The 8,537-nt window shown below is 32.2% G+C and carries 10 protein-coding genes and 1 tRNA gene; 7 read left to right on the top strand and 4 right to left on the bottom strand.

Going from position 1 to position 8,537, the window contains the following annotated elements; translation table 11 throughout:
* Positions 1 to 171: 171 nt before the first annotated feature.
* The 4 genes from Cyrtocomes_RS04075 to trmB all read left to right on the top strand — a co-directional run bounded on the left by Cyrtocomes_RS04075 (position 172) and on the right by trmB (position 1,646).
* On the top strand, positions 172 to 339 hold the full coding sequence (locus Cyrtocomes_RS04075) for a hypothetical protein (RefSeq protein ID WP_322497928.1): 168 nt from the start codon (positions 172 to 174) through the stop codon (positions 337 to 339).
* Positions 340 to 671: 332 nt separating this feature from the next.
* A complete protein-coding gene (gene rpmG / locus Cyrtocomes_RS04070) occupies positions 672 to 860 on the top strand; it encodes a 50S ribosomal protein L33 (protein ID WP_322497927.1) in 189 nt (62 codons plus the stop codon).
* A gap of 66 nt (positions 861 to 926) precedes the next feature.
* Positions 927 to 1,009: transfer RNA gene (locus Cyrtocomes_RS04065), tRNA-Leu, on the top strand.
* A gap of 25 nt (positions 1,010 to 1,034) precedes the next feature.
* The gene (gene trmB / locus Cyrtocomes_RS04060; RefSeq protein WP_322497926.1) at positions 1,035 to 1,646 is read left to right on the top strand and encodes a tRNA (guanine(46)-N(7))-methyltransferase TrmB; all 612 of its coding nucleotides are present in this window, start codon (positions 1,035 to 1,037) and stop codon (positions 1,644 to 1,646) included.
* Positions 1,647 to 1,765: 119 nt separating this feature from the next.
* Here the strand turns inward: trmB and Cyrtocomes_RS04055 are convergent, their stop codons facing one another.
* Entirely contained in the window at positions 1,766 to 2,815 is a 1,050-nt protein-coding gene (locus Cyrtocomes_RS04055; RefSeq protein ID WP_322497925.1) for a phage major capsid protein, read from the bottom strand.
* Positions 2,812 to 3,261 (bottom strand): hypothetical protein, encoded by a 450-nt coding sequence (locus Cyrtocomes_RS04050; RefSeq protein WP_322497924.1) that lies wholly within the window; start codon positions 3,259 to 3,261, stop codon positions 2,812 to 2,814. The genes Cyrtocomes_RS04055 and Cyrtocomes_RS04050 overlap by 4 nt, the downstream gene beginning before the upstream one ends.
* 40 nt (positions 3,262 to 3,301) lie before the next feature.
* On the opposite strand from Cyrtocomes_RS04050, the gene ftsY reads away from it, so the two are divergent.
* The 3 genes from ftsY to Cyrtocomes_RS04035 all read left to right on the top strand — a co-directional run bounded on the left by ftsY (position 3,302) and on the right by Cyrtocomes_RS04035 (position 5,985).
* Positions 3,302 to 4,216: a signal recognition particle-docking protein FtsY gene (gene ftsY, locus Cyrtocomes_RS04045; protein ID WP_322497923.1), complete on the top strand. Its 915-nt coding sequence runs from the start codon at positions 3,302 to 3,304 to the stop codon at positions 4,214 to 4,216.
* A gap of 150 nt (positions 4,217 to 4,366) precedes the next feature.
* Positions 4,367 to 4,996: an HdaA/DnaA family protein gene (locus Cyrtocomes_RS04040; protein WP_322497922.1), complete on the top strand. Its 630-nt coding sequence runs from the start codon at positions 4,367 to 4,369 to the stop codon at positions 4,994 to 4,996.
* On the top strand, positions 4,993 to 5,985 hold the full coding sequence (locus tag Cyrtocomes_RS04035) for an SAM-dependent methyltransferase (RefSeq protein ID WP_322497921.1): 993 nt from the start codon (positions 4,993 to 4,995) through the stop codon (positions 5,983 to 5,985). Before Cyrtocomes_RS04040 ends, Cyrtocomes_RS04035 begins: the two co-directional genes overlap by 4 nt.
* A 283-nt stretch (positions 5,986 to 6,268) precedes the next feature.
* Here Cyrtocomes_RS04035 and Cyrtocomes_RS04030 read toward each other — a convergent pair whose 3' ends face one another.
* Together Cyrtocomes_RS04030 and Cyrtocomes_RS04025 are read right to left on the bottom strand one after the other, a co-directional pair.
* On the bottom strand, positions 6,269 to 6,682 hold the full coding sequence (locus Cyrtocomes_RS04030) for a Fur family transcriptional regulator (protein WP_322497920.1): 414 nt from the start codon (positions 6,680 to 6,682) through the stop codon (positions 6,269 to 6,271).
* Positions 6,683 to 6,716: 34 nt separating this feature from the next.
* Positions 6,717 to 8,429 (bottom strand): hypothetical protein, encoded by a 1,713-nt coding sequence (locus Cyrtocomes_RS04025; RefSeq protein WP_322497919.1) that lies wholly within the window; start codon positions 8,427 to 8,429, stop codon positions 6,717 to 6,719.
* Between the last annotated feature and the right edge of the window lie 108 nt (positions 8,430 to 8,537).

The following is an 8,537-nucleotide window of genomic DNA, read 5'->3' as shown; positions in this document are numbered from 1 at the left end:
TTCGCTAAACTCAAAGAAAATCGACGCTTAGCATTACGATTTGAGAAATCCGATCTCTCTTTCCTTGCCTTTATAGCTTTAGCATCTATTAAATACAACCTTTGTTAACAGTGCCTAGGTCAGTTAAAGGAGTTATTACCAAGCAAAAGTCCTAAATCACCAGATTCAACAGTGAGCAAAAGTTTTGAACCACCTGCATCAGATCAAGCAATGGGCCAACAAAATCAGCTCAATGAACTATGTAACCAAATATTAGAGAAAATAATAAAAATGCTACGGGCTGTTAAGACATACTCAGAGAACAAAGCACCTGACAGATGGTCTGGCGGGAGATCATAATACTAAACGTCTATAAAATGCAATGTATGACCTATATAGTCAACTGCTAAAGGGATAATATATTAACATAAATATGGCAGTTATTTTAAAATTCTGGACCTAAGCAACGCTTTATTGACAAAATATTAAACATCAATGCTCGATAAAAACTCGAGTAATACTAACTTAATACATATTTGTCCTTTATCTACTTAGCTATATGTATAAAGCTAGCCATGTTCAGCAATATCAAAATATGCAATATAAAACATATAGACACTGTATAAGTTGACACGTATTATAGCACTTGTTATAGAATGCGTTAATAGTTGGATTTATTTTGTTATCTTATTGTGTCTGATAAAAAGAAAAGACTCGTAAAGCTTATTAGTACTGGTGGTACTGGCTTTTTCTGGGTGAAAAAAAAGGGAAAGAGTAATGTGGCTTCTGCCCCAAAAGGTTCTGGTGATGGCAAGCTTTCATTCATGAAGTATGACCCTATACTTCGCAAGAGGGTTATTTTTAAAGAAGCTAAAATCTGAGCTTCTTTCTTTTAAGAAATTGCAGGCATCATCATATGTATTAGGGATGCTTTTTGGCTTTCTGCTGCCTCTGTGGCGGAATTGGTAGACGCGACAGACTCAAAATCTGTTGTCCACTGGATGTGCCGGTTCGAGTCCGGCTAGAGGCACTTTCGTTAGCATGCATAGATAGATATGGATGGATTAAGATCTTTTGTACTACGCTCTAGAATTCGCTCAGAAAAAAAAAGAGAGTTAGTTAAAGAATATAGTTTTATAAAAAACGACATATCATTTTTTAGCTCATTGACTGAATACCCTAAAGTTAACTTGGAAATAGGTTTCGGTGATGGGGGGCATATTTTTCAGAGAGCAAGACTTGAAGAAAAGAGTATATTTCTAGGTTGCGAGGTCTATCCTAACGGGATATCACAACTAGTTTATAAGATAAAAACTGAAAAAATCCCAAATATCCTCATTCATAATAATGACGCAAGAGAATTACTCGAAAATGCGCCAAATGATTTTTTTTCTGATATCTATATCCTATTCCCAGACCCATGGCATAAGAAAAAACATCATAAAAGAAGACTGATAAATACAAAATTTATCAGTCTTCTTTTTCTTAAGATGAAGCCAAGCTCTAGGCTATTGATTGCAACGGATTGCGTTGATTATTATAATAATATTGTTGATACCGGGTTTGATTTTCAGAAAAAACAACCTGAGGATTGGATATCAACAAAATACGAGAAAAAAGCATTAAAAAATTCTAATGATGTATTTTACCTAACTCTTTATAAGTAGCCGATATTTAAACTACCTATCTACTCATTTGTAAATACATAGAACTCAGCGCCTTGCTAAGCTACTAAAGTAATACGGCATTGGATCCTATCTCCGACATTTATAATCTACTTAATTTATCACGCACTTTTCACCTTAAGTATCTTGATTGCTTCTGGATTTATAACTTTCCCACCAACCCTTTTCATTGAGTAAAATCTAGTATTCGGCTTACTAGTATATGGATCTCTTAAAAGATCTACGCCAACCCTATCTACAATTTGATATGCTGATTTAAAATCACCAAAAATAATTAATGTCTCATTCGTTGGCACTTCGCCACACTCTATAATTTCCCTTCCAAATATAGTATCTATATTTTTATTATTGTTTACCCTCCATATATAATCCCATTCTTTTTGTGAATTTCTTAAATTAGAGATTAGTTTCAAAGCCGACCTATTCATTAAAAATTTTGCATTCTTTGAATAAGAATCATTAAGCTTAAAGAATATATTACTTAAAGATTCGCTGGTCATTGCTTTTTCCTCTATTATATCAATTTTAGAATTTTTAGCTAATATACCTTCTGGCTCCCCTTCACCACTACCATTTATAAATGCTTGATTTTCCGCCTTAAAAAAAGATCTTATTAATTCATCAGATATCCAATCTTCTATATTGATTTCTTTATCATCTAATAATTTCTGCGTTACTTCAATTTGCCCATATAATTCATGCAGTGGTATAGAAATTTTTGATGCGCTTGTTTTATTATCTTTTGAATTTAAGATTTTATCTGCATCTTTTGACCAACCAGCGAAATTTCCACTACCCTCTATCAGCTCAAGAGAATCTCCAGAAATTTCTGTAACATTGGAGATTTGCCTCATTATTGAATGACACTCAAGATAATTCTTGATTCTTGAAAACATTCTTCTAGTAACCTGATATCCAAAATCAGACTTATCAATATTATTCTCAGAACCTTTTTTTAAATAATCAGAAAACCCCTCTTTATATGAAGAATCTTCAAACTCTAAATGCCCAGATGATGGGCGTGATATAGCGGATTTGATGCTATCAATCTCTGCATTTTGTTTTTTTATCATACTCACATTATTATTAAATACACTTTTAACCTCTTGCCACGAGCTGTGAAGCTCATCTATTTTTTCTTCTATAGTCATAAATAATACAATTCCTTAAAATCAAAATAAGCATATCTCTCCTCAAATATAAGCCTGTGCTCTATTACTAATCTTCTTTCTATACTTGCATGTATGAGTGAGAACAGGCTTTTATTGTTAATGTAATCTGCAACTATACCTATATGAGAAATATTTTGATTACTAATTAGCGCAATGGACCCTACCCTGGGAGCATCTATTTTTATTAAATGCTTATTTATTTCATGTTCCAATTTTTTAGAATCCTCTAAATAATGGTAAGCAGTAGTATCAAATGCAGAAATTAGCTTATCTTCATATAACGAACGAAAATGAAACCTCTTTGCAACGCCTATAAAAAGCCCTAGGCAATCACACCCTATACCATTCTTTCTACCACCATTAGAAAACGGTGTGCCAACCCACTTCCTGGCATAACTTGCTATTTTATATCTTATATATATCATTGGCATCAATATTTTCTTATTTCTTCTTATTTAAATTTATATGGGCGTCTTTTCTAAAATAAAAAGTACACTCTCTAAGACGGCCTCTTTTTTAACTTTTGGTCTTTCCAATGCCATAACCAAGAAAAAATTGGATGAAGATACGATTGAAAATATAAAGGAAGTATTAATATTATCTGGAATTGATGTAGATACTTCATCAAAAATAATTTCAGAAATATCAAAAAAAAGGTTTGATAAAGAAAGCTCTGTAGACGATGTAAAAAATTTGATTTCATTATCAATACAATCAATAATCACCCCATTAACAACTACATTAGAGAAAAAGGGATCACCTTATGTTATTATGCTAGTTGGCATTAATGGTACCGGGAAGACTAGTACCGCAGGAAAAATTGGAAATTTTTTTTCAAAACAAGGTCACAAAGTATTAATCGCTGCATGCGATACGTTTAGAGCAGCCGCACAAGAACAGATGGAAATTATTGCAAAAAGAGCTCATTGTTCTGTTATACTTGCACAAAAAGAGAAACAAGATCCATCAAGTATAGTGTTTGAAGCTATGGATCATGCAATAAAGAATGATTTTGATATATTAATATTAGATACGGCTGGTAGAATTCATAGCAATTCTAATTTAATGGATCAGTTAAAAAAGCATGTAAAAGTCCTAAAAAAATTAAATGATCATGCCCCACATGAGTGCATACTCATTGCCGATGCACTCACTGGATCTAACTTAATGAAACAAACTGAGGCATTTAAGGAAACAATAGGTCTAAACGGCCTTATAATGACTAAACTAGATAGCTCTAGCAAGGGCGGTATTTTAGTTTCTATTGCATCAAAGTATAAGTTAAAAATTTATGGAATAGGTACGGGAGAAAAAATAGATGATTTTATACCATTAAACCCAAAGGAATTTGCTGATGCAATAGTTGGATTGGATACTTGAAAACATCGATTATTATATTCTTAGACATGATAACTGATTACTTGTTATGTTCTTTAATACCAATACTCAACTTTTCTTTGTATCTTATATCTATAAAGCTTATCATCTTATACACCAACTCTTTGATATAAATTCTTTAAGTGGCGTATCATGAATAAACAATTGGTTCTTCCAATGGATATTTCACCAACATATACACACGAGGATTTTATTATTGCTAGTTGCAATATAGAGGCTTATAAAGCAATTGTCTCCGATGTTAAATGGCCATTTAACAGATTGATTATTATAGGGGAAAGTGGCAGCGGCAAAACTCATCTAGCTAATATATGGGCCAATAAGAGAAGCGTAATATTTTTGAATAATAATCCAGGTTATGAATTAAATGAGACTAGAAATGTAGTTATGGAAAATATAGAAAACCTTGAAGAGACTTTTCTCTTTCATACAATTAACTTCTGTCACGAAAGAAACCTCAAGCTGCTTATGACAACTAGCAGGTATGGTATGTATAAAACCCCAGATCTACTATCTAGAATTACATCTTCATATAAGATATTAATAGGAATTCCTGATAGGGATATAATTGAAGCATTACTAACAAAATCTTTATTAGAAAAACAAATAATATTTCATACAGATGTACCAAAATACATTGCCACTAGAATTGAAAGAAGTTTTTTTGAATTAAAAACTCTTATACAAAAAATAGATGAACTTTCATTATCTGAAAAAAGGGCCATAACCATTCCATTTATAAAAGAAATATTTGAGTTATGAGCAAAACTTTTAAAGATAAAATTATAGACCTTATAAGGCAGCATGGACCAATACCAATGGATCAATTCATCAGCCTTTCATCATATAATTACTATAATAATTGTAATTCTATAGTGAATGATTTTATAACAGCACCACAAGTAAGCCAAATGTTTGGTGAAATTGTAGGTATATGGGCTCTTAGCGAATACCTTAAGAAAGGAAATGAAAAACCAATTACAATAATAGAACTCGGCCCAGGGAGCGGAATAATGATGCTAGATATACTAAGAAATAAAAAATTAGCTAATAAAATTCAAAACATATTTCTATACGATATTAGCCAAAAGCTAATTGAAGATCAGAAAAAAAATCTTAAAAATTACCTTGGACTTATAAAATGGTTCTCATCTACCCAAGAAATAGAAGAAAACATCCAGGATGATCAATATATTATATTTGTAGCAAATGAATTTTTTGATGCATTACCAATAAAGCAGTATTACAAAAACCAGGATATGATTAAGGAGGTTTGTGTGGCGGTTACAAACTATGAGCTATCACTAGTATTATCAGGTACAAATAATACAAAGATATGCTCAGATCATAATGATGGGATTATAGAAATTTCAGCTTATTGGGAAAATTATTTAGATTTTATATCTACGATTATAAAAAAGCATTGCGGAAGCGCAATTATAATAGATTATGGGTATATAATTAATGAATTTAAAAGTAGCCTGCAATCCGTCAAAAATCATCAAAAATGCCATATTTTAGAACATCCAGGTGAATCTGATATTACATCATTGGTTAATTTTAGTTATTTTGCAGAAATATTTCAAAAACACATATTAGATATTGAAATTAGAACACAGGAAGATTTTTTACTAAAATTTGGTATAGAGGATAGAGCAGAGGTTCTTAAAAAAAATGGCTCTAAAAATATCGAGTGGCAGTTAGAATTTTTATTAAAAAAGATGAATAACTTTTTTGTAATAACAGTATAAAACTAAAATCTATATATGAGATTAGATAGTATAAAGATTTTTTAATATTCTTATTTATATAATAGCTCTGGATTAATAAGGGCTTTGAGGTATTAGACATATTTCAAAATTACCTAAATAATCAAAATATTGAAGAAAACACTGATACTCTCAGTAATACGAGAGCTAAATTAGTAAAAAAATTGTGCAATTTTATTAAAGTCAACTCAATGATAATTATACGGTAACTCTCCTATAGCGATTTTAATTGATGGGACTATCACCTTGTATTCTTTAACGATCTCTATTTAATAGGTATCCCATATAGCTCAAGCCTGTGATCAATAAGTTTATACCCCAGCCTTCTTGCTATCCTTTCTTTTAAATCTTCTATTTCAGGGTCATAAAATTCAATAATCTTACCACTCTCTAAATCTACCAAATGATGATGATGCCCTTTTTGGGATCCTGCAGCCTCATATAATGATCTTCCTTCACCGAGATCTAACCTCTTAACTATTCCAAACTCCTCAAATAATAGAAGTGTCCTATAAACAGTTGCAATACTAATATTTGGATCTATAGATGAAATTTTTTTAAAGATTTCATCTGCACTAAGGTGCTCATTGCTTGAAAAAAGAACATCTGCAATTGCTTTACGCTGGTTTGTCACCTTAAAACTTGCTTTTTCGAACATCTTTAGAGCTTCAGAATTCATCTTTAGTTATAAATATACATAACAACGTAATACACTACTTGATTTTAGAACACCTACCATTAACATCACCCCAAAATTGGCTCTTTACATCTATTTTCCCCTTACCATTAGAAGCCTTTGAAATTATATATCTTGTGACACATTTACGGGTCAGGCTTCCTTCCGCAGTATAACCAGCAGGACACTTACCATTGACATCCGCTATATGCGCCATCTCTCTCTCTTGACCAGGTTTTAAACTTCCTAACTCAGCTACAGCTACGTTATAGTAAAGCCCACCTGACTCATTCAAAAGCATATTACCAGTCAATTCAAGCGGCTTTTTCAATTCTACACACCCATCATTTGTAATCAAGCATGGGTTATTAAATCTACTGTATAGATTTGCTGTACATATTCTCTCTGGTACCTTTTCTGTATCTTGTATATCAAAATACTGCTGATACTTTGGATCAATTTTTGGCAGCTCTGTTGTACTAATCCTCTTATGGATCTTCTTACTCTCATCTTTTAAATCTGCCAAATAGTTTATCAACTTGTTATGCTCTGATTCTATTTTTCCCTGCTCGACTAATGGTAGTGATGATGTATCTTTTTTACGTATTGATATCTCGTTACTTGCTTGTAATCCATAGTCTATACTACAAGTTGAATACGAAATTTTTCCAGGCGATGATTTATCCCAAATTGCAAAACCATTAAAACTGTTTGGTATTTCTTGTTTTCCACAATCTGTTGGCATCTTTAAGCAGAATGGGTCTGGCATCACATTTTTATTTTCACATGTTAAACATATATCGTCTGCAACATCTGGATTTTCCGGCTCTTCATATACACCTGGGCAAAACGCACGTTGCGCATTTTCATCATTCATGGCCATAGAACCATCATCACACTTTTTCTTAATAGGCGGGACAATACATTCTTTTTCTTTATTTTTTACATAGCTAGGACAGCAAGTTTTTCTATCTCTTTTTCCTTTAGGTATAAAATACCTAGGCACACCTTTTTCATCAGAGGATGAAAATACAAAACATCCTTTAAGCGTCTGGTTTTGTATTGGTGTTATAACACCAATATCTTCTATTTTATTAGAACTATTTAATTTAGGTATCGAAACATTAAAATTAAAACCATATGCTGAAACCGTACCACGCATGAGACCTTCTATTTGGTTACCAGAAGCATCCTGAGATATAAATTCATAATATTCTGCCGCAATTGCATCTCGTTCTTTTGGCAACTGAAACCTTTCAACTATTACGGGTTCTTTTGCAGGTGTATTTGTGATATCGTTATTACCATCTAGCTTATAATATGTACCACTTTTCTCAACAACCTTAGCACCATCCGCATCTTTTTTTATTATAGATCCATCAGTTAGCGTTCTTACTAAACTAATTTTAAGTGCTGGTATTTCTCTTCCTTTATAATCCTCTTTAGAGGTGAATTCACCAATCATAGCAACATTTGAATCTTTAGGCATTGGCCTTGGAACACACCCTATAAATTTATTGCTATTACAATCAGCTTGAGCACATACACAAATTTTCTCAACATCATCTTTTGGAACCACCGCACAATAAGTTGTTGAAAAATTGCTAAATTTCGCACACTGTGGCGCATTAATATTCGGTATAGATACATCTCTTATAATATCTCCATCAAATTTATACCTCAACACGAGATCTGAAGTATAAGTTTTACTTGTTTGTCTATCTACATGCTCATAAACAACCTTAGGCACTGTTAACAAAGGTTGTATTTAATAGATGCTAAAGCTATAAAGGCAAGGAAAGAGAGATCGGATTTCTCAAATCGTAATGCTAAGCGTCGATTTTCTTTGAGTTTAGCG

The sequence above is a fragment of the Candidatus Cyrtobacter comes genome, from assembly GCF_034470605.1.
Taxonomy (GTDB): domain Bacteria; phylum Pseudomonadota; class Alphaproteobacteria; order Rickettsiales; family Midichloriaceae; genus Cyrtobacter; species Cyrtobacter comes.
This window is presented reverse-complemented; position numbering and strand designations above follow the sequence as displayed.

Coding starts and splice junctions, on each gene's coding strand:
- trmB (WP_322497926.1), top strand. CDS start 1,035: ATGGATGGATTAAGATCTTTTGTACTACGCTCTAGAATTCGCTCAGAA.
- Cyrtocomes_RS04055 (WP_322497925.1), bottom strand. CDS start 2,815: ATGACTATAGAAGAAAAAATAGATGAGCTTCACAGCTCGTGGCAAGAG.
- Cyrtocomes_RS04050 (WP_322497924.1), bottom strand. CDS start 3,261: ATGATATATATAAGATATAAAATAGCAAGTTATGCCAGGAAGTGGGTT.
- ftsY (WP_322497923.1), top strand. CDS start 3,302: ATGGGCGTCTTTTCTAAAATAAAAAGTACACTCTCTAAGACGGCCTCT.
- Cyrtocomes_RS04040 (WP_322497922.1), top strand. CDS start 4,367: ATGAATAAACAATTGGTTCTTCCAATGGATATTTCACCAACATATACA.
- Cyrtocomes_RS04035 (WP_322497921.1), top strand. CDS start 4,993: ATGAGCAAAACTTTTAAAGATAAAATTATAGACCTTATAAGGCAGCAT.
- Cyrtocomes_RS04030 (WP_322497920.1), bottom strand. CDS start 6,682: ATGAATTCTGAAGCTCTAAAGATGTTCGAAAAAGCAAGTTTTAAGGTG.